General features: G+C 49.0%; 22 protein-coding genes. 7 read left to right on the forward strand and 15 right to left on the reverse strand.

The genetic code is table 11. The features are described from left to right. Positions 1-128 precede the first annotated feature (128 nt). The gene (locus tag DVG79_RS13045) at positions 129-719 is read right to left on the reverse strand and encodes a DedA family protein (RefSeq protein WP_114597115.1); all 591 of its coding nucleotides are present in this window, start codon (positions 717-719) and stop codon (positions 129-131) included. Between the two features lie 191 nt (positions 720-910). Between DVG79_RS13045 and DVG79_RS16330 the strand changes: the two genes are divergently transcribed. After that, entirely contained in the window at positions 911-1,705 is a 795-nt protein-coding gene (locus tag DVG79_RS16330; RefSeq protein ID WP_114597116.1) for an NUDIX domain-containing protein, read from the forward strand. A gap of 266 nt (positions 1,706-1,971) precedes the next feature. Here the strand turns inward: DVG79_RS16330 and DVG79_RS13055 are convergent, their stop codons facing one another. Beyond that, entirely contained in the window at positions 1,972-2,826 is an 855-nt protein-coding gene (locus DVG79_RS13055; RefSeq protein WP_114597117.1) for a VOC family protein, read from the reverse strand. 120 nt (positions 2,827-2,946) lie between these two features. Here DVG79_RS13055 and DVG79_RS13060 point away from each other — a divergent pair, with 120 nt between their 5' ends. Together DVG79_RS13060 and DVG79_RS13065 are read left to right on the forward strand one after the other, a co-directional pair. Further along, positions 2,947-3,318: a winged helix-turn-helix transcriptional regulator gene (locus DVG79_RS13060; RefSeq protein ID WP_114597118.1), complete on the forward strand. Its 372-nt coding sequence runs from the start codon at positions 2,947-2,949 to the stop codon at positions 3,316-3,318. Between the two features lie 81 nt (positions 3,319-3,399). Then, positions 3,400-4,170 carry a nucleotidyltransferase domain-containing protein gene (locus DVG79_RS13065; RefSeq protein WP_114597119.1) on the forward strand — a complete coding sequence of 257 codons (771 nt, stop codon included), beginning with the start codon at positions 3,400-3,402 and terminating at the stop codon, positions 4,168-4,170. A 53-nt stretch (positions 4,171-4,223) separates the two neighbouring features. Here DVG79_RS13065 and DVG79_RS13070 read toward each other — a convergent pair whose 3' ends face one another. Both DVG79_RS13070 and DVG79_RS13075 read right to left on the reverse strand, forming a co-directional pair. Then, on the reverse strand, positions 4,224-5,153 hold the full coding sequence (locus DVG79_RS13070) for an NADP-dependent oxidoreductase (RefSeq protein WP_114597120.1): 930 nt from the start codon (positions 5,151-5,153) through the stop codon (positions 4,224-4,226). Positions 5,154-5,254: 101 nt separating this feature from the next. Then, complete coding sequence (locus DVG79_RS13075) at positions 5,255-6,613, reverse strand: methyl-accepting chemotaxis protein (protein WP_233494605.1); 1,359 nt, start codon at positions 6,611-6,613, stop codon at positions 5,255-5,257. Positions 6,614-6,875: 262 nt separating this feature from the next. On the opposite strand from DVG79_RS13075, the gene crcB (DVG79_RS13080) reads away from it, so the two are divergent. Together crcB (DVG79_RS13080) and crcB (DVG79_RS13085) are read left to right on the forward strand one after the other, a co-directional pair. Continuing rightward, the gene (gene crcB / locus DVG79_RS13080) at positions 6,876-7,277 is read left to right on the forward strand and encodes a fluoride efflux transporter CrcB (protein WP_114597122.1); all 402 of its coding nucleotides are present in this window, start codon (positions 6,876-6,878) and stop codon (positions 7,275-7,277) included. Beyond that, entirely contained in the window at positions 7,274-7,630 is a 357-nt protein-coding gene (gene crcB, locus DVG79_RS13085; protein ID WP_114597123.1) for a fluoride efflux transporter CrcB, read from the forward strand. The genes crcB (DVG79_RS13080) and crcB (DVG79_RS13085) overlap by 4 nt, the downstream gene beginning before the upstream one ends. A 62-nt stretch (positions 7,631-7,692) precedes the next feature. On the opposite strand, the gene DVG79_RS13090 is transcribed toward crcB (DVG79_RS13085), so the two are convergent. The 11 genes from DVG79_RS13090 to DVG79_RS13140 all read right to left on the reverse strand — a co-directional run bounded on the left by DVG79_RS13090 (position 7,693) and on the right by DVG79_RS13140 (position 20,152). Beyond that, positions 7,693-8,547, reverse strand: coding sequence for a DegV family protein (locus tag DVG79_RS13090; protein WP_114597124.1), 855 nt, complete (start codon positions 8,545-8,547; stop codon positions 7,693-7,695). Between the two features lie 71 nt (positions 8,548-8,618). Next, positions 8,619-9,647, reverse strand: coding sequence for an aldose epimerase family protein (locus DVG79_RS13095; RefSeq protein WP_114597125.1), 1,029 nt, complete (start codon positions 9,645-9,647; stop codon positions 8,619-8,621). Positions 9,648-9,749: 102 nt separating this feature from the next. Further along, positions 9,750-11,432, reverse strand: a complete 1,683-nt coding sequence (locus tag DVG79_RS13100; protein WP_114597126.1) for a LytS/YhcK type 5TM receptor domain-containing protein — start codon at positions 11,430-11,432, stop codon at positions 9,750-9,752. Between the two features lie 176 nt (positions 11,433-11,608). Then, the gene (locus DVG79_RS13105; protein ID WP_114597127.1) at positions 11,609-12,922 is read right to left on the reverse strand and encodes a hemolysin family protein; all 1,314 of its coding nucleotides are present in this window, start codon (positions 12,920-12,922) and stop codon (positions 11,609-11,611) included. Positions 12,923-12,956: 34 nt separating this feature from the next. Next, complete coding sequence (locus DVG79_RS13110) at positions 12,957-13,334, reverse strand: MerR family transcriptional regulator (protein ID WP_233494606.1); 378 nt, start codon at positions 13,332-13,334, stop codon at positions 12,957-12,959. Between the two features lie 171 nt (positions 13,335-13,505). Continuing rightward, a complete protein-coding gene (locus tag DVG79_RS13115) occupies positions 13,506-15,638 on the reverse strand; it encodes a (Fe-S)-binding protein (protein WP_114597129.1) in 2,133 nt (710 codons plus the stop codon). A gap of 187 nt (positions 15,639-15,825) precedes the next feature. Next, positions 15,826-16,869 carry a zinc-binding dehydrogenase gene (locus tag DVG79_RS13120; RefSeq protein WP_114597130.1) on the reverse strand — a complete coding sequence of 348 codons (1,044 nt, stop codon included), beginning with the start codon at positions 16,867-16,869 and terminating at the stop codon, positions 15,826-15,828. Positions 16,870-16,948: 79 nt separating this feature from the next. Continuing rightward, entirely contained in the window at positions 16,949-17,389 is a 441-nt protein-coding gene (locus tag DVG79_RS13125) for an NUDIX hydrolase (RefSeq protein WP_158537540.1), read from the reverse strand. A gap of 73 nt (positions 17,390-17,462) precedes the next feature. Next, entirely contained in the window at positions 17,463-17,882 is a 420-nt protein-coding gene (locus DVG79_RS13130; RefSeq protein ID WP_012369178.1) for a hypothetical protein, read from the reverse strand. Next, a complete protein-coding gene (locus DVG79_RS13135) occupies positions 17,872-18,381 on the reverse strand; it encodes a YwiB family protein (protein WP_233494607.1) in 510 nt (169 codons plus the stop codon). Before DVG79_RS13135 ends, DVG79_RS13130 begins: the two co-directional genes overlap by 11 nt. A gap of 70 nt (positions 18,382-18,451) precedes the next feature. Continuing rightward, positions 18,452-20,152, reverse strand: coding sequence for a glycoside hydrolase family 13 protein (locus tag DVG79_RS13140; RefSeq protein ID WP_114597133.1), 1,701 nt, complete (start codon positions 20,150-20,152; stop codon positions 18,452-18,454). 370 nt (positions 20,153-20,522) lie between these two features. Here DVG79_RS13140 and DVG79_RS13145 point away from each other — a divergent pair, with 370 nt between their 5' ends. Both DVG79_RS13145 and DVG79_RS13150 read left to right on the forward strand, forming a co-directional pair. Next, positions 20,523-21,962 (forward strand): NAD-dependent succinate-semialdehyde dehydrogenase, encoded by a 1,440-nt coding sequence (locus tag DVG79_RS13145; protein WP_114597134.1) that lies wholly within the window; start codon positions 20,523-20,525, stop codon positions 21,960-21,962. Then, positions 21,959-23,584 carry an acetolactate synthase large subunit gene (locus DVG79_RS13150; RefSeq protein ID WP_114597135.1) on the forward strand — a complete coding sequence of 542 codons (1,626 nt, stop codon included), beginning with the start codon at positions 21,959-21,961 and terminating at the stop codon, positions 23,582-23,584. Before DVG79_RS13145 ends, DVG79_RS13150 begins: the two co-directional genes overlap by 4 nt.

Below are 23,584 nucleotides of genomic sequence, written 5' to 3' on the forward strand. Positions count from 1 at the left end.
AATCGCACTCTTCGGTCTCGCACTCGGTGCAGCCGGAATCGTCCTCGCTCGCAAACGTCAAAACGCATAAGAGTTTACACCTAAACCACAAACATCCCCTTCAGGAATCATTTCTGAAGGGGATGTTTTTATTCCGGGACGAATTCTTCTTCTTTTTTTAGACGATTTCGCCGTTTTGCGTGCACGACACCGGAAATAATAATCGTCAATAACGCCGCGATAATCAGAAGTACCATACCTGGATGTTCACTTAACCACATTCCCAGTTCCGACCAGGTGACGACTTCACCGATTCGGACAATCAAGAACGTCCATAATCCGGTGTACAGCCCTGCCGCAACGAATGTCATTGCTAAATACCGCGGTAACGGATAACCGAGCAATCCGGCGACATAGTGAATCGGATGCCGGACTCCAGGTAAGAAAAAGGATAAACCGATCGCCCATAACCCACGACGCTCTAAAATCGATTCAGCCTGCTCCAGGAATTTTGATTTCATCAACCGTTTGACGAGTGGAATTTCACGAAAAAAACGTGCCAGCAGATAGAACCAGGCAAAGGCAATGAAAAAGACAGGCCAGGCGGCTAACCAAATCAATACCGGATGAATTCCTTCCCGAACCCGTAACGCAGCATATCCCATCATCAGGACGTCATCTGACAGCGGCGTAAACATAATCCCACCGGCTAATCGGACCAATGCCATAACATCTACCATTCTCTCACGTCCTTTTTTCTCTCTATATTAAAGTATGCCCGAATTTTCTTGAGTTGAGCCATCTTCTTTTCTTTAGTTTTTCTTTTATTGCAAAATGCACGTCGAATTGGAGAAACAGGCAGGGATATTCCACCTGATGCGAGAAGGTAGTCAAGGAACCTAACTGCTTAAAAGATAGAGGAGGAATTTCCATGTTACATCGCCGGAAGACCTATACGATCCGCCCGGAACGACTGCAGGAATTTACCGAGTTCTTTCACACGTATCTCTACCCTTTACAAATCAGCCACGGCGCCCGTCTTGTCGGCCGCTGGGTGAATGAAGCAGAAGATGAAGTCATTGCGATCTGGGAATACCGTGATCGTGAACATTACGAACAAGTCGACCGGGACGTCCGTGGCAGCACGTTACGCCGCGAAGCGATGAAAAAACGCGCCCGTCTCGGAAAAAACCTTTATATTAAATCAACGGAAGACTTTTTGACGGCAACCGGCGTCTATGCTCCGCCACGCGCCATCGTCAGTGTCACCGCTTATATTACAAATGAAGACGGCGAAGTCCTACTCGTCCGAAATCTCCATCGTGGTGACACGTATGAAATGCCGGGTGGACAAGTCGAGAACCACGAATCGATTCTCGATGCTGTTAAACGGGAAGTCAAAGAAGAAACCGGAGCGGAGGTCACGATTGAAGGTATTACCGGTATCTATCAAAACGTCTCAAGTCACGTCCTCTGTGTCGCTTTCCGCGGTACGTATACCGGCGGCGAACTCCGTCCGCAAGAAGGCGAGACGGCAGAGGTCGGCTTCTTCGACTTGAACCGGGAGAACATCGACACGTATATCAAACGGGAACACTTCCAGTTGCGAACGCTCGATGCGATGGACCCGCACTACTTCCCGCATGCCTTATATAAAGTCCGGCCTTATGAACTGATCAGCCGTTATGACGGCAATGCTCCCTCAGCTTTATCCGGTCAAAATTAACAGACATTAAAATGGACTCACGCAAAAAAGAATCACTCGACTTTTCACGCCCTTTTCTCAGGCGAGACACAAACCAGGTTTCCCGCCTCATTCAGGCAGGGAACCGGGTCTTGTTTGTCTCTGACAGCGCAAAATGCGCTTTTTCCTGCAGAAGTTGCGTGAAGCGAGTGATTCTTTTTTTACGAGATAAGGGTGGCAGATTATTATTCTGCCCCCTTATCGTTATAGAGAATGACTTTTGAGGCCATCTTTTTTCTATCGATTGTTCATTCTTTAGAGAGCAAACGGGCAGTAATTCCGGCATCATCCGTGACGTAGACTGCATCCTCTTGCCGGTTGACTTCGTAAGGAGATTGCTCCAGTGCTGCGACTGCTGTTTCACGCGAAGCAGCATCCGGATAAATCAATGTCCAGTAGGTCAGACCAACCGCATCATCGGGTGTTTTCGGTGCATCGACACCTGACCAGACGTTCGTTCCGATATGGTGGTGGTAGCCGCCGGCAGCCAGGAACAACGCCCGCATCCGGGACGCGTCCGCTGCGACATCAAACCCAAGTGTCTCGACATAAAACTTCCGGGCCGCTTCAAGTGACTTCACATGGAAATGGACATGTCCCATGACGGTATCTTCCGGCATGCCGTACCAGTCTTCCTCTCCTGCCTCGACGAGCATACTTTGCCAGTCGACCGGATCTGTCGTCATTTTGACGTCTCCATTTGCTTCGTACGTCCACGTATCACGCGGACGGTCGGCATAAATCTCAATCCCGTTTCCGTCCGGATCCGATAAATAAAAAGCTTCGCTGACGAGATGATCCCCTTGCCCGAGTTCAATTCCTTGGGCAATCAGATTCCGGATGACAAATCCGAGTTCTTTTCGGTTCGGTAATAAAATCGCGAAATGATACAATCCCGCCACCGAATTTTTTGGAAGTTGTTTTGCCATGCTATGTTGCTCCAGAATGACGAGTGGTGTCGTCTTCGCGCCAAGTGTTGCCGTCTGTTCGTCTTGTGTTAAAACCGTTAATCCCAGTGCATCCCGGTAAAACGCAATCGATTGTTTCAGATTGGTAATCCGTAAGCTGACCGGTCCGAGTGTAATGTTTGGATTGATGTTCATCTTGCTTCCTCCTCATAAGTTCGCTTCGTATCTTCATTATCAGTCAGAAGTGACAGGAACGGAAGTAGGCACAAAGAAGTGGTATAGTATCCTAAACGATACCATGAAGGAGGAACAGCCATGGAAGAGACACCAAGCTGCCGCGTCGAGACGGCACTCGAAATCCTGACCGGGAAATGGAAGCCGTCGATTTTGCTCGAACTGATCACCCACGACACGCTCCGGTTCAGCGAACTGAAGCGAAATCTCCCGAATATCACGCAAAAAATGTTAACCGCTCAGCTCCGGGAACTCGAGCTGAACGATATCGTCCACCGGGAAATCTATCAGGTCGTCCCGCCCCGCGTCGAATATTCACTGACGGACTACGGTAAAACACTGATTCCTGTTTTAAATGCCATCAATGCCTGGGGTGAAAAGCATGTCGAGCATTTGGCTCAGAAAGACATGCTTCAAGATGTCACTATTTCTAGTACCAGCGATTCATTTTAAATGAATCGCTCTTTTTTATGGGATATTCTGCCTTATTTCACGTATACTGACGGAATAGACTAACATAAGGGAGCGAAACCCATGCATCAACTTCATGCGATTGAACAGTTAGTAGCACGCTTAAAGCAAGATCCGGCTGTCGAAGCCATTTTTTTGAAGGGTTCATTTGGACGCGGTGAAGAAGATGTCTATTCGGATATCGACCTTTACTGTTTAGTATCCGAAGAGCGGATAGCGAAATTTCTAACCCGTCGACTGACACATCTGTCCGTCTATCGTCCGATCATCTGGAAAGACGACATCTTCATTGTCGCCCCGCAACTGATTGTCGTATACGATGATCTCCTGCATGTCGACCTGTTTACGGTGACGCGCGAATCGTTAAACCATTCCGATACGATTCGTGTCCTGTACGATCCGAAAGGACAACTCGAGGCGTACGTCGATACATCCTCTTTAGCACTCGGGACACAGGAAGCTGCGGATGAAGCGATTGATTCCGTCTGGTTCCTGTTCCAGTATCAAAAAGCAGCCGGGCGTGGAAATGCCTTATGGGCAGTCGAGATGTTACGCAGCGCACTGATCAAATTTGCCAAGGTCCTATTACATCGGTATGTTCCCGACCGGGCACAGCTCGGCTTAAAAACGGTTGCTGACTATTTACCGGAAACTCCGCGCATACGCCTTGAAGCCATTTATGGTGTTCTCGTTCCTGACACACATATGGAGGCGGCGCGTATCTACCGGGAGTTTTTACTGGCGGAACGGTCACACCTCCAACAGATGCTGATCGATCACCCGGAGACATTACAGTTACTCGACCGGTTGCTCGAATCCGAACAGGTCTGTTAGACGACACACCAAAAGCCGGCTCCTTCAAAAAGGAAACCGGCTTTTCATCTGTCTCACTTCACTTTAATGACAATCTTCCCTTTCGCATGACCTTCTTCTCCATAATCGTGCGCTTCTTTGATTTGATCCAAATCAAAAATCCGATCGACGACCGGTTTTAATTCACCACGCTCAACGGCTTGTGCGATATGTTGCAGCCGCTCTCCTGTCGGTTGCATGAAGACATACGCCACACGCGCGTCCGCCTGTTTTGCCTGTTCTTCATCCGGCGGTGTCGAGATGGAGACAAGCATTCCGTTTGGTTTCAGCATCTGGTACAACTTCGCTTGTCCGTCGCCGCCCATCGTATCAAACACAAAGTCCAGATCGCGGACAGTTTCTGCCGGATCCTGCTGTTTGTAATCGATGACTTCATCCGCTCCGAGCGCTTTGACCCAGTCGACGTTTTTAGTGCTCGTTGATGTAATGACATGCAGACCGTGTGCTTTTGCGAGCTGGATGGCGACTGTACCGACACCGCCTGAACCGGCCCCGATAAAGATTTTATCTCCTGCTTTCGCATCCATCACTTCAAACATGACCTGCCAGGCCGTGTGGGCGACGAGCGGCAGTGATGCTGCCTCTTCGAACGTCAGGGCTTCCGGTTTCTTGACGACAAGATGGGCATCGACTGCGACATACTCTGCATATGTCCCTTGACGGGCGATATCCGGACGACTGAAGACTTCATCGCCGACTTTTAGGTCCGTCACGTTCGCTCCGACTTCTTCGATCACACCGGACACATCCCAACCGATAACCAGCGGCATGTCATAACTGAGCATTTCCTTTAAGTACCCTTCACGGAGCTTCCAATCAACGGGATTGACACTCGCCGCATGAACGGCAATCAAGACATCATCTGCTCCGACGACCGGACGCTCAAGTTCCCCCACTTTAAATTGTTCCGATCCACCATACTGTTCAATATAAGCTGCTTTCATGTCATTTCCTCCTCTGATTGTTTTACCTTTTAGTTGTTCCCCTTCAAGACTTGCGACAAACGAAAAAAGTGTACCGGCTCTTTCGAATCGGTACACGCCTGTCAGGTATGCGCTGTCTGTTGCAGTGTTAATGCCGTGGCATTTAACGTATGGATTGCCTGCTGTAAATCAACGATTTGTTCGACTTGTGACCGTGTCAGACCGGACAATTGATCACTGCTCGTCAGTAACAGATTCATGAAAGCATCCAGTTGTTCCGTTGCCTGCGCAATGTTCGTCAGACTGTTCGTGATCGTCACGAATTGCTGTTGTGCTCCGCTGATCGCTTGCACGGAATCTTTCGAATCGCTTGCAATCGTCTGCAAGGCGTCTTGACTCCGTTGCATCCGGGCTTCCTGCTCCCGCAGCAAACTCGTACTGGCATCAATCGAATTACCGGTCTGCATGACATCACGATCGACCCGTTCGATGATTTGATTGATTTCCGTTGAAGCAGCCGCTGTCTGTGCCGACAAATTACGGATTTCCTGGGCGACGACGGTAAATCCTTTTCCGAACTCTCCGGCGCGTGCCGCCTCAATCGATGCGTTTAAGCTCAATAAGTTCGTTTGCGTCGCGATGGCATTGATGCTGGAAGTAATCGTAACAATTTCTTTAAAACGTCCAGCAAGCTGTCCAAACGCCGTAACCGATTCGTCCATGCTCGCGGTCAGTTCTTGTAAGGATTCACCGGCTTCGCTGATGGTCGCGTGACTTTGTTCAGCCGTCACCTTCGACGAAGAACTGAGGGCAAGTGCCCGGTCGACGGCTGTCGCGACATCCGTCATTAATGCAACGTTATCCGTGTTCATCCGTTTAATCTGCCGGACAGATTGGGCATTTTTCGACGAGTTATCGGCTAACATCTGCATCGCCTGATCAATTTTTTCAAATGACCCTTTCGCCGTATCTACGGTTTCACTCATTCCTGCCGTGAACGTCGTGACATCGGTTGCTGTAGCGGCTGATTGCTCGAGCGTCAATTGCGAGCTTGCGGCATAATGCTCCGCCTTCTCCTGTTGGCGTTTGACTTCCCGCATGACATTTCGGCCGAAAACTGCAACAAACGCGGCTGCGGAAAAGACCATCAGGTAGATGACAAACGCGACAATCATATCAAACAGATTTGAAAACTGAATCGTTCCAAAAACCGTAAAGAGTACCAATTCCAGTAATCCGAGCAATCCTGCCACTACGACTAAATGAGGAATGAGGTAGATGACTGAAATCGTCAAATACAGATAAGCAATCGTCCAGATACTTTGAGACGGTAAGGTCACAAGGACAAGTGCCAGCACCAGGTAGGTCAAGACGATTTGAATATATTTTCCGCTAAGCTGATCGCCAAAAAACCGATTTCCGGCCAGCAAAGCGACCGTCAGTAACAGACCACCGAGCAAAAATTGATAAAATACACTCATGGGCACATAGTCCAGTTGAACAAAAATAAAAATCAAGGGATGCGCGATTGTAATTAATGAAGCAATGAGACGAGAGAGAATTTTCGTACTCAGTCTTTCAAGGGGTGAGACCATCTGCAAAACTCCTTCTGTTGGATTCGTACCCTTTTCTTATCGTCCATTTTAGAGAAGACGTGAAGCGTTCCCGCTAACTTTCATAACTTGACGCTTGTTTTCAGAAAGGCGTATGGTGAATATAAAACTGACAGAAAGGCGGCTTTTGATGTTATATATATTAGTCGGACTGGCTGGTATCCTCGGTGCTTCCGCCCGTTATGGTCTCAGCCTTCTCGTCACTCATTTTGCCGTCGGAACGTTTCCGTGGGCGACATTAAGCATTAATCTGATTGGCTGTTTTATCTTAGGGTATGCGACCCACTTTTTATTTAAGACGACGTTGCTTCATCAATACGCGATGACGGCGCTCGGAACCGGTTTCGTCGGTTCCTTTACGACATTTTCAACGTTCAGCGTCGAATCGGTCGAACTGTTACGGGCAGGGTTTTACGGTTATGCCTTTGCCTATATCAGCATCAGTTTGTTCGGCGGTTTGTTGATGTCTTATCTCGGCTACACCCTCGGGACAAGACGGTTACGTCTGTTTCAGAAGGAGGACGCCTCATGAATCTTGTTGCTCTTGCGACCGGTGCTTTTTTTGGTGCCATCAGCCGGTTTGCCGTCAGCCAGTGGATGAAAACATTTTGGAAAAAGGATTTTCCACTCGCGACATTCGTCATCAACATCCTCGGTTCTTTTTTACTCGGTCTCGTCATCGGTTCGCATTTGGATTCGACATGGACGTTATTGCTCGGCACGGGTTTTCTCGGTTCCTTTACGACGTTTTCGACGTTTAAGCTCGAGACACTGCAACTCGTTCAGAATCAAAACAGAAAAACGCTGATCCTTTACCTCGGACTCAGTTATCTCCTTGGCATCAGTGCCGCATTTTTAGGAATCATTGTTTCATTGAACATCTAAAAAGAACCAGGACTTTCCCCGGCACACGGGAACAATTCCTGGTTCTTGTTCGTTTTTATTTTTTAGTCATTCAGCCAGAACAAGCCAACGGTTTCTGCACCGGCGTGTGTTCCGATGGCCGGACCAAACGTGCCGTCGAGCACCGTTAATTCCGGGAATTTTGTTGCGACCTGTGTCCGTAAATCGGCTGCCATCTCAGGTGCCATCGTCGTCGCGACATAAATCCGGTTTTTATAAAACGTATGCTGACGCATCGCTTCTTCGACCTGTTTGATGATTTCGATGTAGGCTTTTTTCAGGGAACGGGCTTTTTTAAACGGAACGATTTTTCCCGATTCATCCGTCGTGATGATCGGTTTAATGCTGAGCAGGTTTGCGAGGAACAAATCACCGGACGAGACACGTCCGCCCCGGCGCATCGTCTCCATGTTCCCGACAATCATATAAAAGTGCGTTTTTTTCGCTAACGCTTGTAAAGCCGCCGTAATCTCTTCGACCGACTTACCTTCCGCTTCCAGTGCCATCCCGTAACGGATGAACTCCTGCTGATTTTCAAACGCCGTATGCGAATCGATGATGTGGACCGGGAAGCTCGCCGCTTCCGCTGCTGAAGCGGAACTTTGGACCGTGCTCGACAGACCGTTCGTACAGTGGACCGCAATCGCACAGTCGTATCCTTCTTCTTTTAAGCGTTCATACGTCCCGACGAATTCCCCGAAAATCGGTTGTGATGTTTTGGCGACCAGCTTTTTATCTGCTTCCAGTGCCCGAAACAACCGTTCGACCGTAATCGTATCTTCATTGTAGGCTGTCTCACCAAGCAAGATTTGAATTGGTACGACATTCACACCGATTGCTTCCGCCTCTTCTTTTTTGAAATAGGCCATACTATCGGTCACCCATGCTATTTTAGTCATTTTCCTATGCCTCCGTTAGATTCTTCTCGCTTTATCCTACCACATTCGCTTCGGATGTCAGCAAAAAAACGTTACTGCACTCGACTAAATTGGAACGTCGTCCGTTTTTCATAGACCTCGCCGGCACGTAAAACAACAGACGGAAAATCGGGCTGATTGATGGCGTCCGGCAATCCTTGTGTTTCGAGACAAATTCCGAGATACGGTGTCGCCCGTCGCCCGGCAATCGTAAACTCACCGGCCAAATGGTTTCCGGTATAGACGACGACACCCGGCTGATCGGTTTCAACACGTAAAATCCGACCACTGACCGGTTCCTCCAAGACGATTTCACCGCCTTCTTTTAATAAAAACGGGTGGTCGACACCGCTGCCTGCCTGGCGCAACGCTTCGTCACTCGCATGTGTCACTTCATACAACGAGCGGGCTGTCCGGAAATCAAAGACCGTCTCGTTGACGGATAAAATCTCGCCTGTCGGAACGGACTCTGCATTTAACGGGACGTAAAACGGGGCATCCATCCGGAGACGGTGCTGCTCAATCGTTGTTTTCGCATTTCCTGTCAAATTAAAATACGTGTGGTTCGTCGGACTGAACGGTGTCGAGGCCGTCGTCGTCGCCTGGTACGTCATAATCAAAGCGTCGTCATCCGTCCAGTCGATTGTCAACCGGACATCGAGTTGACCCGGATAACCGTTTTCTCCGTCCGGGCTCGTCAGGAGCAGATGTAACTGTTCACCATCGATTTCATAATCAAAAAACCGGTTCGACCAGTTGACGCTTCCTCCATGAAGGTGATGTTCTCCTTCATTTTGTTCCAGGATGTAGTTCATCCCTTCTAATGCAAACGCACCGTTGGCAATCCGACCGCCGACCCGGCCGATCGTTGCCCCTAAGTGATGGGGATCCTCTAAATATTCTTCCATATCATCAAAGGCCAAGACGACATTCTCGATGGTCCCGTGTTGATCCGGAACACGGATTGCCGTGATTTTCCCGCCCAGATTGAGTAATTCCACGCTGTGTCCGTTACGATTCATCAATGTAAAAGCGATGATCGGCTGCTCGCCGGAAAACCCGACTTCTTTTGTTGTAATCATGCGCTTATCCTCCTGTATCGATCTACTCTTGCTTTCATTTTTACCCAGGATTGGCTAAAAAAAAACAATCGTCCGATTCCGGCAATCCGAATCGAACGATCATTACACCCGGTCGGTCGTAAGAGGCAACATCAGTTTCAGACGTGTTCCACCGGGGCGGGAATGAATCATACAACTCGCCTGTTCCCCGTATCTCCGGTGAAGGGCACGTCGTAATAAAAATAAATTACTCGTTTCCGTTTTTTTATCCTGCTCCCAGCGTTTCAGGAATTCAGCCGGTACACCGACTCCATTGTCCGACACTTCAAGCATCCAGTGTGTTCCTTCCTGAAATGCCCGGACATCAATCCGGTGATACGGACCGCTTTCGGGAAACGCATGCCGCAATGCATTATCGACCAGCTGTGTCACGAGCAACGGAAAAACAAAATGCTCTTCAACAGCCGTTTCGATATCCAAATCAATCGTAACCGCGGCCGGTGTCAATGGATGATGCCGGCGGATTCCTTCCAGCGACAGATACGATTTTAAGGTCAGTAATTCTTCACGCAAAGGATACAGATCAAGTCGTCGTGCGGTCGTCAGTAGCTGTCGCAATGCTCCGAGTTGGTGTTTGACCGGGGTATCCGGATCAGCTGTCTGATGGATTTCATCGACGATGCCGAGGAGATAGTTCGGACTCAGAATCGGTTTGATGCTGGTGTTTGGAAATTGATTCAGTTGCTCTTCTTGGTGAACGACGAGTTCGCGTGCCAGGAGATCCACCAACTGTTCCATCGTCCGCTCCATCGTATCATCGAACAGGTGGGCCGGAAACCAACAGACGATGCCCGCTTTCTTCCCCTCGATGAGTAGTGGATGAAACGAGATGATTTGACGTGTCAACTCATCTTCCGACCGGTAAACGACAGCTGTCTCCACCCAGTCCAAAATCGTCTGATGCTGGAATAAATCGGCTGTATCGTGTCCCGTCCGGACATCGGCTAAAATCCCATCCGGTCCAAGTAAAACGACCCGGTTGATTTTCGTTTCTTCCAGGATGGTCGATCCGATTTGCCGGGCGACATCAACCGTCATGCCATTTTTACGTAGCGGACGAATCGCATCCAGTAAACGATAGGAACGTGCGGATTCGCGAACGAACAATTCGTTCTCGAGCTTCAATTGCGTCCGTAAGATGGCAATGAAGACACTGATTCCGACTGCATTCGTAAATAACATCGGGAAGACAGCTTGACGTGTCAACTCCAACACACGCGCCTGATCCGGGGCCAAAATCAATGCGACTCCAATATCGAGGAGGACGGCACTTAAGACGATGCCGATCGGCTGGAGCAGGGAATAACCGTCTTTCCTGCGCCACTGGCGGCTGTACACCCCGCTCAACAATCCGGTTCCGACCGCAATGACCCAAGCCGATTCCGCACCGGATGCACCGAGATAATAGCGGTGAAATCCGACCAGCAAACCGGTCAAACCACCGACGAGCGGTCCCCCCAGCAGACCGCTGGTGACGATGATCGTCAATCGGGTGTCGACAATCCATTGCTCCGGTGAAACGGCTAACCCGAGTAACGGATCAATCGTTTTATCAGCCGAAAGACCAATTCCGGCATAGTTCATCAAAATACCCGATACGACAAACACACTCAGTAAAATAAAACGATGACTGCGGCGCGACGACGTTTGAAACAAATGGCGTGATATGCGCCATTGTGACAATAAAAAAGCCAATAAGGCTAACATGCCTAAGCGGCTGAGTAAAAACGGGATTTGCTCGAGCACTGGACGTCTCCCTTCTCAAAAAAAATAATTTTCCCTCTCCTTACTCTTTCCCGCTCCCGCCCCCGTTTCCCTACCAACGTGTTCATTCTTTGCACATTCGTTTTAAACTTCATTTTCCGACTGACGTCTTACCGAAAAAAAAAGCGTCTTTCGTACGAGACGAAAGACACTTCGGATTATTCTGCTCGTTCGAGCGGGTGTAACCACAATTTGATCTGGTTGATTTGATAGTTCTCCATCTCCATCACTTCGACCGAGAAGGATTCCGTATCAATGTGTTCTCCCGGTTGCAGATCGATGTTGTGCATCTGAATCCAGCCACCGATCGTATCGACGTCTTCATCGTTCGTAAACGTCAGACCGAATCGGGCTTCGAGATCTTCAAGCAACACGGTACCGGCAACGAGGTATTCATTGTTCGGCAACTCCTGGATTTCTTCGACTTCATCCGTATCAAACTCGTCGCGGATTTCACCGACGATTTCTTCGAGTAAGTCTTCCATCGCGACGATTCCGGCCGTTCCGCCGTATTCGTCGACGACCAATACGATATGCGAGCGTGTTTTCTTCATCTTCCGCAACGTATCTTGCAGCGACGTGACTTCCGAGACGACCGGTAAATCCTTCACATAATGTGTAACCGGATGATTGTTTCCGTTGGCGAAATCCGTCAACATCTCCTTGACGTTGATGTAACCGAGAATCCGGTCTTTATCATTTTCTTCCGTCACCGGATAACGGGTAAACGGATTATCCATGAAGATTTCCATCAGCTCGTCTTTTGACAACCGTTCTGAGATTGTCGCCATCCGCATCCGCGGCACCATCAAATCTTTGACGACATGCTCGTCAAACGCAAACACGTTCTGCATCAGTGCGAGTTCCGTCTGATTGATTTCTCCGCTTTGAAAACTTTGTGCCATGATGATTTTCAATTCATCTTCTGAGTGGGCTTGTTCGTGACCAGCCGGTTTGACACCGAATAATCCAAGGAAAAAGCGGGCCGAACCATTGAGTAACCAAATGAACGGATACATGATTTTCCCGAAAATGTACAGTGGACGGGCAAACAGTAACGTCATCTTTTCCGCGTATTGAATCGCAAGTGTCTTCGGTGCCAGTTCTCCGATGACGACGTGTAGGAACGTCACGGAAACAAAGGCAATCCCGAACGACAAGAAGGTCGAGACGGCAGCCGAGACACCGAATTCATCAAACACCGGGTGCAGGATTTTTTCGACGGTCGGTTCACCGAGTGCCCCAAGACCAAGTGCTGTCACCGTGATTCCCAGCTGACAGGCCGACAAGTAATAATCGAGGTCTCCGGCAATCTTTTTCGCCAGGATGGCACTCTTGTTTCCTTCCTGAATCATTTGATCCAGACGGGACATCCGTACCTTAACGACCGCAAACTCTGATCCGACGAAAAACGCGGTCAACACGATCAATAACACCACTAAAAATAAATTAATAAATAATATAGTATCCAAAATCCCCTAAACAGGGGTCACCTCCATTTTATTGTTACAGCTGAGCAATCAGGGAAGCAATCAATGTCAGACGTTGAGACAGTTCGAGACGAATCTCCTGTTTCTCATAGTCGGTCGATTGCAATAAACGCTGTTCGAGCCCGTTGACGCTTTCTTGAAGCTGCTGCACTTCTTGATAAATGGCATCGCCCGTTTTGACTTCACGCTCGGTGAAGAAAGCAAGAATCTCTTGCAGGGAAAGCCGTTGTGTCTTCAAATACTCAATCTTTTGAATATGCTGGATGACATCTTCCGTATACAGCCGGTAACCGGCCGCCGTCCGCTCTGTTGTTAATAAACCGAGCGATGTATAGTAGTCGATGGTCCGTTTTGATAAGCCGGTGGCCTCCGCGACCTGACCGATTTTAAGCAACGCCTTCCCAAAGATCCTCACCTCCCATTCCGTTAAATAGTAATTTCATCATATCACGGTTAAACCGTACACAACAACGTTATGCTTATTAGGGAACGGCAAAAAACGTATCCTCCGACCGGAGAATACGTTTTGGATTTAGATTCTTTTTTTACGTTTTTTAAGGGTACTTCAGTTGGTAACCGCTTCTTTGACCGGTGTTCCGACGATTGACCGTTCGAGCAGTTCGACGACATCGTACGTCGCGACCTGTTCGTCGACTTCTTTCGCCTTCGTTCCGTCACTGAGCATTGTCAGACAGTACGGACAAGCCGATCCGATGACGGATGGCTGGACCGTCAACAACTGTTCCGTCCGGGCGACATTGACCCGTGCGCCGACTTTTTCTTCCTGCCACATCATGCCGCCGCCGGCTCCGCAACACATACCTTTTTCCCGGTTACGTTCCGTTTCGACAAGCGTGATCCCCGGAATCTTCTCCAAAATATAGCGTGGTGCATCGTAAATATCGTTGTAACGACCGAGGTAACACGAATCATGATAGACGACCCGTTCACTGACCTCATGGATCGGTGTGATCCGTTTGTCGTCAATCAACCGCGCGAGCAGTTCCGTGTGGTGATACACTTCGACGTCCGGACTGAGCCCAAAGTCCGGGTACTCATTTTTGAACGTATTGTAGGCATGTGGATCAATCGTGACGATTTTTTTAACATCGTATTTCTCAAACGATTTGATGTTCGCTTCCGCCAGTTCCTGGAACAAAACTTCATTCCCGATCCGGCGTGGTGTATCACCTGAGTTTTTCTCATCGTTACCGAGAATCGCAAACGAGATGTTCGCTTCATTCAGGATCCGTGCAAATGCCATCGCAATTTTTTGACTGCGGCTGTCATACGAACCCATTGCGCCGACCCAGAACAGGTATTCGAACTCTTCGCCGGCTTTTTTCTTTTCCTTCGCCGTCGGCACGACCAGTTCGTCGCGCGTCTTGCGCCAGTTTTCGCGTTCTTTCCGGTTCATCCCCCATGGATTCCCTTGACGTTCGATGTTCGCCATCGTCCGTTGCATCTCCGGATCCATCTTCCCTTCCATCATCACGAGGTGACGGCGGAGATCGATGATTTTATCGACGTGTTCGTTCATGACCGGGCATTGATCTTCACAGTTCCGGCATGTCGTACAGGCCCAAATCTCTTCTTCCGTGATGACGTTACCGATCAAGGAATCCGGGACGACATCCATTTGACCGGCTGCGGCAAGTGACGCAATCTGATTGCCTTGCGATCCTTCAAAGGCAAACGCCGGTGCCCACGGTGACTTTTGGGTGATGGCTGCCGTTTTCATGTTGAGATGATCCCGCAGTTTAACGATCAGGTCCATCGGTGACAGTATTTTTCCTGTTCCGCTGGCCGGACACATATTCGTACAGCGGCCACATTCGACACAGGCATAGAGATCAACGAGTTGCTTTTGATTAAAATCTTCAATCCGGTTCACCCCGAAGCTGAATTCCGCCTCGTCGTCTTCCGCTTCTTCCATGACTGACAGGTCGATCGGTGCGAGGCGTCCGACTTTTGATGTCCGGCCGAGCCAGACGTTGGCTGTTCCGGCAATCAGGTGGGCGTGTTTCCCTTGCGGAATGTAGACCATGAAGCTGAGTAAGAACAGTAAGTGGGCCCACCAGAAGAAAACAAACAATCCAAACGCAACTTGCTCCGGTACCCAGCTGAATAAGAAGGCAATGGCCGACGCCACCGGTTCACCGAACGTCGAATGATTTTCGTAGACCAGGAAAAATCCGTTTCCGAACAGAACAGCAACCATCAGACCACCGATGAAAATCAAGGCAAGACCGGCCATGAAGTTCCGTTTCAGGCGGACCAATTTTTCAACATAGCGGCGGTAGAATCCCCAAACGACTGCCACTAAAATGACGAGCATAACGATTTCCTGGAAAAATGTAAAAATCGGATAAAGTGGACCGAGCGGAATGTGTGGAAAACGTTGTCCGACGGCGAGTCCTTTCCAGATGAAATCAATCGCTCCGAATTGAACGAGTAAAAATCCGTAAAACATCATGACGTGAATCGTCCCGCTTTTCTTGTCCTTCAGCAGTTTCTTTTGTCCAAAGACGTTGACGAGCACCGCGTTCAGACGCTCTTTGTTCGTCAGCGTCCATTCCGCTTTTTTCCCCCGACGAATCGCTTCGTACCGGCTTTTGACGAGCGTGACGAATAAATAACCCGCGTATCCTGCGACGAGCAGGAAGGCAATCCAGTTAATCAGTAAAAATGTCCCCATGAAACAAGCCCCTTTCCCCCTAAAGCCATTATTTGATATGAGTATAGCATATAATGAATGGCTATTCATTCATTATTTTACTGTTTTTTCTGACGGGCTGTTAGATCAAGGCATTCCATGCAAAAAACGTGTCCATTCACTCGCTGTTCTTGAGCAGGAATGGACACGTTTTTTAATCAAGTTCTTTTTACTTTCGCCTCGGCAGCAATACGATTTTCCCAAGTTTTCCTGTTTCTTTGAAGTAGCTTTGTGCTGCTGCCGCTTCCTCGAGCGGGAATGTCCGATCAATGACCGGTTCGAGTTTACCATCCGCAATCGCATCCAGCATCCGTCCGAATTCAGCCCGTGTACCAAGCACCGAGCCGTAAAACGTCAAATGCTTCAGATACAGCGTCCGGAAATCGAGATTCGTCTGTTGTCCGCCGGCAGAGCCGGAAATACAGAATTTACCGCCGTTTTTCAGAACGTTCAGAGTCGTCTTGAATAATGCATCACCGACGACATCAAGCACGGCGTCAACCGGTCCGGCATTCACGGAAAGAATCTCTTCCGTCAGTGTATCCGAACGGTACGACAAAACATGCGTTGCCCCGAGACGTTTCAACTCTTGTTCCATCTTCAAATCACCGACGACAGCAATGACCGTTGCCCCAAAGATCCGGGAAGCGATTTGAACGTTTAACGACCCGACACCGCCGCTTGCTCCGGTCACGAGGACGGTTTGTCCCGGCTGCAACTGGATTTGTTCATTCATGTGCCAGGCCGTCAATCCACTGACCGAGAAAACAGCACTTTTGACGTAATCGTCAAGCGGCATCGCATAACACAGTTCTGCCGGCCAGACGACATACTCGGCGTATCCGCCGTCATATTCCGAGCCGATGAATGCCATATCTTCACTGATATGTTCCGTTCCGTCTGTGCCGCTTGAAGTAAACGGGAATAAGACGACATCTTGACCGGTCCGGGAGGGATCAACACCACTCCCGACTTCAACGATTCGTCCGCTGATATCAGAACCCGGAACACGCGGAAATTGAACGCCTTCCGGTTTCCAGCCCGACTCACTGTCCGTTCCGTATGCCCCTTCGCGCATCCAGATTTCCGTATTGTTGATACCGCATGCTTTGACCTCAATCAGGACTTCCCCGGCTTTTGGTGTCGGGACCGGACGTTCGACGACTTCGAGTTGCTCGACACCACCATATCCATTGACTTGAACGACTTTCATGCTATCTCCTCCGTTTCTTAAACTCTATCTTTTTATTCCTTGCCCGATTTTTAAAATCTTTAGACTTTATTCTGTGAAATCACCAGATCATCTGTTCATACAGATAATACGATTTGGATGTCTCATTCAGGTAATCTTCTAGAGGTTCCAGAACATCACGATTCAGAATATAGTCTTCGAGCTGTTCAATCGGTACCCACTGACAGGCAACGACTTCCCGGTCAGGATCGTTCAGCGACAGCTCCCCTGTCACCGAACAATCAAAATACGTGACGAGACTGTGCGCGTTAAACTGTTCGATGAAGTTTTCCGTTAAGTAAGCCAGTTCAAACGTTTCGACGGACAGCCCGGTTTCTTCTGCCATCTCCCGTTTTAAAGCGTCCGCCAGCGTCTCGCCGGCTTCAATCACACCACCCGGCAGACTCCAGACGGCTTCCGTCCCTTCCGCCTGATTTTGGACCAGTAGAAGTTGATTCTGCTGTCTGATAATCCCGACCACGATCCGGTATAACGTTCTCATGAGAAACCTCCTTTTATGTAAAAAAAGCAGTTCCATTCAAACCTCCTTTGAATGGAACTGCTTTGGTACGTACTTATTCTAATCCAAGCGATTGCGGTAATTTGACGGCACGCGCATACGCTGTTTTATAATCTTTTTTCGACACAGCCTGTTCAACTTCACGGAGGGCCGGATGATTTTCTTCCGAGAACGCCCCTAAAATCGTCAGGTAACGTTCGTAGACGGAATCATCTTCCTTGCGGGCATGAAGTAACGCTGTGTAGAGCATGACCGTATCTTCTCCGTACAGTACCGGTAAATCTTCGTTGATCAACAGCAACGAATCAATCGCGTCAGAATCGACCTTTGAATTGTATTCCGTCATGACCTGTTCTGCCAGTGCTTCGAGTTGATCGCGCCATTCGTTGTACTTCGGCTCGTCATTCTCGAGCCACTCGAACCAATCTTCTTCGAGCATCTGTTCCATTTCTTTAACCGTTTGTTCAAATGCCATGTGTTTCACTCCGTTCCCAAGTTAATTCAATCGTATACAGACCGACCGGCTGATGATTCATCATCAGATCGTACTGGAATTGCATCCGTTGTTCTGTCATTTCAATTGTCGCCGTTTCCGTCTCCATCACCATCTGACCAAACTGGCTCTCATAACCGCTTTTGGTTTTTTGACCCAAGATAAAGACGTGGTGCATCGAAACCGGACCTTTCCGGTTCAGGGCAACCTGATCGTGCGACCATTTAATAGTTGTATCAATCGGTTGTTCCTCTTCTTGCATGAACTTCAGGGCAAACCCGTCTTTTGTTTCAAACAAGGTCCCTTCTGCTTCTAATTCAACGGACTCCCGCATCGCGTCATCCTGAATCGATGTCACTTGCCGCAGGCGGACCGGGTAACGTACTGGTTTCACTTCTATCACCTCATCGTCTAGCGTACACGATTTTCTTTCGCCCTGCATCTTCTTGATTTCTTTTTTCGCAACAGCAAAAGGAATCACCCGCTTCACGCCCCCTGCAGGAGAATACGTGAAGGAAAAAGTGATTCCTTTTTGAGTTGATCCATTAATTTTAACGTACGCGGTACAGGCGTGCTTCAAAAGGTTGAAGCGTGAGTTCGGTTCCTTCATGATACGTTGTCTCATAGTTCGCAAGCATGATGTTATCCGAATGGAGGATGATGTCGGTGTCGACTTCCGCCACTTCGTCTTTCAGGTTCGTCACAATCAGGAACTGTTCGTTTCCGAGCGTCCGCGTGTAACCATAGACTTTTGTATCTTCCGGAAGAATGAGATCGTATTCTCCGTAAATCAATGTTTCTTCCATCTTCCGGATTTGAATCATCCGTTTATAGAAGTTCAGAATCGAATCCTCATCGGCTTGCTGAGACGCCACGTTGATGTCGGCAAAGTTCGGATTGACACCGAACCATGGCGATTGTTCCGAGAAACCGCCGTTTTGTTCATTTGTCCACTGCATTGGTGTCCGGGAGTTATCACGCGACGAGTTCCAGATGACTTCCATGATCTCTTCGTGTGTTTTCCCTGACGCGAGCTGCATCTCGTACATGTTTTTCGTCGCGACATCATCGTAGTCGGAGATATCCGGGAACTGGACGTTCGTCATCCCGATTTCTTGTCCTTGATAGATGAACGGTGTTCCTTGCATGAAGAAATACATCATCGCAAGTGACTTCGCGCTTTGTTTCCAGTATTGTCCTTCATCACCCCAAAGGGAGACGGAGCGGACCTTATCGTGGTTTTCAAGATACAGCGCGTTCCAGCCTGTTTCTTCAAGTCCTTTTTGCCATTTCGTCAAAACTTGTTTCAGTTTAACAACGTCGACGCCTTTTTCGGCATCTGCCCGCCACAGGTCCATGTGTTCAAACTGGAAGACCATGTTCATCTTGCCGTTTTCTTCTCCGACCCAAAGATCTGCTTCTTCCGGCGTTACACCGTTCGCTTCACCGACTGTCATGATGTCGTATTTTGAGAACGTCTCGTTTTTTAATTCTTCGAGATATTCGTGAATCCCTTCGACATTCATGTGCATCTCAAACGATGGCACGTGCGGCATGCCGAGTGGATTCGGAAGATCTGCGTATGACTGATCTTTATTAATGTGGCTGATGGCATCAATCCGGAACCCATCGACCCCTTTGTCCAGCCACCAGTTGATCATCGTGTAGACCGCTTGGCGCATGTCTTTATTGCGCCAGTTCAAATCTGGCTGACGACGTGAGAAGACGTGCAGGAAATACTGCTCGGTCTTTTCATCGTATTCCCAAGCCGAACCGCCGAAGATACTTTCCCAGTTATTCGGTTCGCCGCCGTTGACGGCATCTTTCCAGATATACCAATCCCGTTTGTCATTATCTTTTGACGAACGCGACTCCATGAACCATGGATGTTCATCCGACGTGTGGTTGACGACCAAATCAAGCAAGACTTTGATATCACGTTTATGTGCTTCTTCCATTAATAAATCAAAATCGGCCATTGTTCCGAATTCGTCCATGATGTCTTCGTAATCACTGATGTCATATCCGTTGTCATCATTTGGTGATTTGAACATCGGACAAATCCATAATACATCGACTCCGAGATCTTTCAGATAATCCAATTTTGCGATGATACCCGGGATATCGCCGATTCCATCATTGTTTGCATCATAAAAGCTGCGTGGATAGATTTGGTAAGCGACGGCTTCTTTCCACCAAGCTCGTGTAAGTGTTTTTTGTGCCGTTTCAGGGCGCGGTATCATTTGTGTCATTATGGATAAATCCTCTCGTATTTCAGTCTTTGTTGTCCGTTTTTTTATAGTAATCCTTGATATTTTATATCGTTTCTCGGTAGATTTCATTTAAGCGCAACCGATTGCGCAATTACCCTGTATTTATCTTATCAAACCTGTTTGGAATGTCAATGATTCGAGACATTCTCCAGCACTTCACATACATGTCTAAATTTTAATTGTTTACGAATTGTTATTGAAAAAATACATTACATTTACTGAATTATCCTACACTGTTTATCGGTCAATTTCTAGCCTTTTGCACAACCTTTTTCGGAAAAGTGAATCTTTTTTTCGATCTTCGGGTATATCCTTAACAATGCGAATTAAAAAGGGGGATTTTGTAATTATGAAGGGACAGTTTTTGATCAATGGACAATGGCTCGACCAGGGACGTGAACGGACGGATGTCAAAAATCCGGCGACTGGGGAAGTTGTCGGCAGTGTACCGAACGGAACAAAATCCGATGTCAACGATGCGGTTGAAGCGGCTCATAAAGCTTTTCCGGAGTGGTCGAAGCGAACCGTTTATGAACGGGCAGCCCTTCTTGAAAAACTGTATGCCAAGATGCTTGAGAAAAAAGACGAATTGGCCCGCTTAATGACACTTGAGATGGGAAAACCGCTTGCGGAGTCGGAAGGTGAAGTCGAATATGCGGCAAACTTCGTCAAATGGTTCGCGGAAGAAGGAAAACGGGCATATGGGCGGATCATCCCGACACATGATGCCACTAAACGCCTCCACGTCATCAAACAACCGGTCGGGGTCGTCGCTGCGATTACCCCATGGAACTTCCCGGCTGCGATGATTACCCGGAAACTGGCACCGGCGCTCATCGCAGGCTGTACGTTCGTCTTAAAACCACCAACGGCTACTCCATTGACAGCGCTCCGGCTGCTTGAACTTTGTCAGGAAGTCGGGATTCCGGACGGTGTCGTCAATGCCGTGACCGGAAGCGGAAAAGACCTGGGTGAATCTCTCGCCACCCATCCACATGTCGCTAAAATTACGTTCACCGGGTCGACGGAAGTCGGTCGGACGCTGATGGCACAAGGTGCAGAAACCATCAAAGCCATGTCACTCGAACTTGGCGGTCATGCTCCGATTCTTGTCTTTGACGATTGCGACATCGATCTTGCCGTCCGAGAAACGATTAAATCGAAGTTCCGCAACGGCGGACAGACGTGTGTCTGCGGAAATCGTATCTACGTATCGGATTCCATCTATGATGCGTTCGTCGAAAAGCTCGGTCAGGAGACAGCCAAGTTGAAAACCGGGAACGGGCTCGACAGCGAAACGAAAATCGGTCCGATGATTAATAAATCCGGTTACGATAAGGTCAAAAAACATGTTGATGATGCGACATCGGCGGGTGCCCGCGTTGTCACCGGCGGATCAGGACAAACCGACGATGACAACGAAGTCTACTATTATGAGGCAACCGTTCTTGCGGACGTCACGCCACAGATGCTGATCATGAATGAAGAGACATTCGGTCCGGTCGCACCTGTCCAGCGCGTCAGTTCGGATGAAGAAGCTGTCCATTATGCCAACCAAACGCCGTTTGGTCTTGCATCTTACGTCTTTACGAACAATTATGCCCGCGCTTTTAAAGCCATTGAGCATCTCGATTACGGGATTGTCGGATGGAATGACGGGGTGCCTTCAGCTGCACAAGCACCGTTCGGCGGTATGAAACAATCCGGTGTCGGTCGTGAAGGCGGATCGGAAGGTCTTGAAGCCTACCTCGAGACGAAGTATGTATCAATTGGCGGACTCGACCAATGAACGCGGCCGAACGATTCGTCCAGTGTCTCGAAGCCGAGGGGGTCACGCACATTTTCGGCGTTCCCGGTGAAGAGAACATCACCTTACTTGAAGCAATCAGCAAATCAGATATCACGTTCATCACGACACGTCATGAGACGAACGCTGCCTTCATGGCCTCAATGTTCGGCCGGTTGAGCGGACGCCCCGGCGTTTGTCTGTCGACCCTTGGTCCCGGAGCGACCAACATGATGACGGGAATCGCCAGCGCGACGATGGATCACTCGCCGGTCGTCGCCATTACCGGGCAAGGTGCGACGTGGCGCCAACATAAAGCGTCCCATCAAATGTTTGATTTAGTCGAGATGTATCGGCCAATCACGAAAGCAAGTACATCGATCGTGTCGGGAGACATCATTTCAGAAGTCGTTCGCCAAGCCTTTGCGAAGGCGGTTTCCGAAAAACCCGGTGCGACACACCTCTCGTTCCCGGAAGACATCGCCAAAGCCGATGTTGATGCCAAAACACCGATTTTACGCGACAGTACTCCGACCTTCCTGCATCCGACATCGGTTACGGACAGTGATGTCCTGTTACAAATCGAACAAGCAGAACGGCCGGTCGTGATTGCCGGCTTCGGTATCAACCGAAGTGGCGCGACGGATGCTTTTCAGGCTTTCTTCGAGCGGTTAGGCGCTCCTGTCGTCGAGACGATGATGGGAAAGGGATCGATTTCGTCTTTTCATGAGCTCGCAGCCCACACGATCGGCTTACCGAATGCCGATTATAACCAACGGATTCTGGATCAAAGTGATTTGATTATCGCTGTCGGCTACGATATTACAGAGTTGCCGCCCTCGAAGTGGAATCCGAATCAGACACCTGTGTTGCATATCGATACGAATCCACATGAAATCGATCAGTTCTATCCTGTCGTCGCGAATCTGATCGGTTCGTTGCCTGACATTCTGCACCTGCTCTCGGAAAGTATTCCGAACCGTTCCTGGACCGGATGGCAACAGGACCGCGACCGGCTGCGTCAGGAAATCCGGTCGACGTATTCCCTTGCCCTTCCGTTGCATCCTCAAAGCATCGTGCGTGAGCTCGAACAGGCAACCGGCGAGGACGGGATGATTTTTTCAGACGTCGGAGCCCATAAAGTATGGCTCGGACGGCATTTTCAGACGACACGCCCGAATCAATTGTTTATCTCGAACGGCTTTTCTTCGATGGGATACGGCTTGTCGAGTGCAATTGCCGCTAAACTGTTGCATCCGGATCAACGTGTCCTCTGTGCTTCAGGTGACGGAGCCTTCTTAATGAATGGTCAGGATCTTGAGACTGCGGTTCGGTTGAAGTTACCGATCGTCGTCATCATCTGGCGCGACGGCACATACGGACTGATTGAATGGAAACAACAGCAAGCCTATGGTCGTGCACCTTATATCGAATTCGACAATCCGGATCTCGTCAAACTGGCGGTCGCCTTCGGCGCACTTGGTCTGCGTGTCGGAGAACATGGCACCCTGTCCAGTTGCCTCGAACAGGCTTTTCTGAGTGACGGACCCGTTTTAATTGACTGTCCGGTCGATTACAGGGAAAATCTGAAGTTAAGTGACCGTTTACGGACTTATGGAGGCTGA

This window comes from Exiguobacterium sp. RIT594, from assembly GCF_003339585.1.
Classification (GTDB): domain Bacteria; phylum Bacillota; class Bacilli; order Exiguobacteriales; family Exiguobacteriaceae; genus Exiguobacterium_A.

Excerpts from the sequence above, each read along its gene's own strand:
- DVG79_RS13045 (WP_114597115.1), bottom strand. The coding sequence starts at position 719 with ATGGTAGATGTTATGGCATTGGTCCGATTAGCCGGTGGGATTATGTTT.
- DVG79_RS16330 (WP_114597116.1), top strand. The coding sequence starts at position 911 with ATGTTACATCGCCGGAAGACCTATACGATCCGCCCGGAACGACTGCAG.
- DVG79_RS13055 (WP_114597117.1), bottom strand. The coding sequence starts at position 2,826 with ATGAACATCAATCCAAACATTACACTCGGACCGGTCAGCTTACGGATT.
- DVG79_RS13060 (WP_114597118.1), top strand. The coding sequence starts at position 2,947 with ATGGAAGAGACACCAAGCTGCCGCGTCGAGACGGCACTCGAAATCCTG.
- DVG79_RS13065 (WP_114597119.1), top strand. The coding sequence starts at position 3,400 with ATGCATCAACTTCATGCGATTGAACAGTTAGTAGCACGCTTAAAGCAA.
- DVG79_RS13070 (WP_114597120.1), bottom strand. The coding sequence starts at position 5,153 with ATGAAAGCAGCTTATATTGAACAGTATGGTGGATCGGAACAATTTAAA.
- DVG79_RS13075 (WP_233494605.1), bottom strand. The coding sequence starts at position 6,613 with ATGAGTGTATTTTATCAATTTTTGCTCGGTGGTCTGTTACTGACGGTC.
- crcB (WP_114597122.1), top strand. The coding sequence starts at position 6,876 with ATGTTATATATATTAGTCGGACTGGCTGGTATCCTCGGTGCTTCCGCC.
- crcB (WP_114597123.1), top strand. The coding sequence starts at position 7,274 with ATGAATCTTGTTGCTCTTGCGACCGGTGCTTTTTTTGGTGCCATCAGC.
- DVG79_RS13090 (WP_114597124.1), bottom strand. The coding sequence starts at position 8,547 with ATGACTAAAATAGCATGGGTGACCGATAGTATGGCCTATTTCAAAAAA.
- DVG79_RS13095 (WP_114597125.1), bottom strand. The coding sequence starts at position 9,647 with ATGATTACAACAAAAGAAGTCGGGTTTTCCGGCGAGCAGCCGATCATC.
- DVG79_RS13115 (WP_114597129.1), bottom strand. The coding sequence starts at position 15,638 with ATGGGGACATTTTTACTGATTAACTGGATTGCCTTCCTGCTCGTCGCA.
- DVG79_RS13120 (WP_114597130.1), bottom strand. The coding sequence starts at position 16,869 with ATGAAAGTCGTTCAAGTCAATGGATATGGTGGTGTCGAGCAACTCGAA.
- DVG79_RS13125 (WP_158537540.1), bottom strand. The coding sequence starts at position 17,389 with ATGAGAACGTTATACCGGATCGTGGTCGGGATTATCAGACAGCAGAAT.
- DVG79_RS13130 (WP_012369178.1), bottom strand. The coding sequence starts at position 17,882 with ATGGCATTTGAACAAACGGTTAAAGAAATGGAACAGATGCTCGAAGAA.
- DVG79_RS13140 (WP_114597133.1), bottom strand. The coding sequence starts at position 20,152 with ATGACACAAATGATACCGCGCCCTGAAACGGCACAAAAAACACTTACA.
- DVG79_RS13145 (WP_114597134.1), top strand. The coding sequence starts at position 20,523 with ATGAAGGGACAGTTTTTGATCAATGGACAATGGCTCGACCAGGGACGT.
- DVG79_RS13150 (WP_114597135.1), top strand. The coding sequence starts at position 21,959 with ATGAACGCGGCCGAACGATTCGTCCAGTGTCTCGAAGCCGAGGGGGTC.